The organism is Oceanobacter sp. 5_MG-2023 (assembly GCF_030548165.1).
Classification (GTDB): Bacteria; Pseudomonadota; Gammaproteobacteria; order Pseudomonadales; family Oceanobacteraceae; genus Oceanobacter.
On the sequence record NZ_JAUORS010000055.1, the window covers coordinates 1 to 2,048 of the forward strand.

Below are 2,048 nucleotides of genomic sequence, written 5' to 3' on the forward strand. Positions count from 1 at the left end.
TTACCGGCACTGTCGACGGCATAGGCCGTATAATTGCCGCCAGCCAGGCCACTGCTATCAACCGCTACACTGGCATCGGCCGTGGCAACGGCCTGGGTCCACAAACTACCGTCTGCAGAAAGAATATCGGCCTCAGTGGTCACGGCCACTGTATCGCTCACCAAATACACCGTACCCGCTTCATTGCTTTGTAGTGTGACCAACTCCCCTGTTTCATAGGTGCTATCCATCACCAGTGTGCCATCGGCATTAAATGCCTGCACAAAGATCGACTCATCACCGTCACTATCAGTCCCGTACCAGGTCACCACATAGGCGCCATCAGTGCCCACGGCAGTGATTTGAGGAAACTCATCATACCCACTGGTCTTACCCAGTGCTTCCAGCTGTACCGTGGCACCGTTTAAGGAGCCGTCAGCATCAAACGCTTGCACAAAGATCGAAAAATCACCGTCGCTATCCTCACCGAACCAGGTCACCACATAGGCACCATCAGTGCCCACGGCGGTGATTTGAGGAAGATAGTCATAACCAGTGGTATGACCCGGCGCTTCCAGCTGTACTGTGTCACCGTTGAAGGAACCATTGGCATTAAACGCCTGCACAAAGATAGACCAATCACCGTCGCTATCATCACCGTACCAGGTCACCACATAGGCGCCATCAGTGCCCACGGCGGTGATTTGGGGACTTCTGTCATGACCTAGCTCTTCCAGCTGTACCGTGGTGCCGTTGACGGAACCATCGGCATTAATGGCTTGCACAAAGATAGACCAATCACCGCCGCTGGCTCCGTACCAGGTCACTACATAGTCGCCATCAGTGCCCACCGCGGTGATTTGAGGGTTCAGACCAGCACCCAGCCGTACTGTGTCACTATTGACGGAACCATCGGCGTTAAAGGCTTGAACAAAAATCGAATTATCACCGCCGCTATCCCTTCCGTACCAGGTCACTACATAGTCGCCATCACTGCCCACGGCGATGATTTGCGGATCATAGTCATCACCGGTGGTATTACCCGGCGCTTCCAGCTGTACTGTGTCACCGTTGAAGGAGCCGTAAGCATCAAACGCCTGCACAAAGATCGACAAATCACCGTCGCTATCAAATCCGTACCAGGTCACCACATAGGCGCCATCAGTGCCTACCGCGGTGATTTGCGGTTCATAGTCATGACCAGTGGTATTATTCAGTGCTTCCAGCTGTACCCTGGTGCCATTGAAGGAACCGTCAGCACCAAAGGCTTGAACAAAGATCGACTCATCACCGTCGCTATCGGCCCCGTACCAGGTCACCACATAGGCACCATCAGTGCCCACGGCGGTGATTTGCGGATCATAGTCATCACCGGTGGTCTTACCCGGCGCTTCCAGCTGTACCGTGGTGCCGTTGAAGGAACCATCGGCGTTAAAGGCCTGCACAAAGATTGAATAGTCACCGTCGCTATCGGTCCCGTACCAGGTCACCACATAAGCACCATCGCTACCCACGGCGGTGATTTGAGGAAACTCATCATACCCACTGGTCTTACCCAGTGCTTCCAGCTGTGCTGTCGCGAGCGATAACACAATACTGGCTTCAGGGGCTATTTCGTCCAGGTCGTTGACATCAAGGGTAACCGCTTGGTCGGTATGGTTACCGGCTCCATCGGTAGCGGTGACGGTAAAGCTGTAGCTGGATTGGGTTTCGTAGTCGGGATCGGCCAACAGGGTCACTTCGCCGGTGCTGCTGTTGATGCTGAACAGGGCGGCATCATCGCCCGAGAGCGAGAAAGTCACGCCATCGGAGATATCGCCGGTATCAGTGGCTGTGGCGGTATACACCACCTGCCCGGCGCCGCTGTTTTCGTCGATACTCAGAAGCGCGAGAGCGCTGCTGTCGGATTCGTTTTGGTTGCCATCGGTGCTGCTGTTAATCAGGAACTCGCTGCCAATGGCATTGCCATCGGTATCGAAGGTCTGGCCGTAAACGCCCCCTTCGGAGCCATCCTGGTTGTCTGAGGTCCAGCTCACCAACAGGTTGCCGTTGTCCAGCACGGTGACGTT

The 2,048-nt window shown here is 54.9% G+C and carries 1 protein-coding gene; it reads right to left on the bottom strand.

Features of this window, described 5'->3' with window-relative positions; translation table 11 throughout:
- The coding region (locus Q4551_RS16060) for a cadherin repeat domain-containing protein (protein WP_303434929.1) at positions 1 to 2,048 on the bottom strand (2,048 nt) is incomplete at both ends.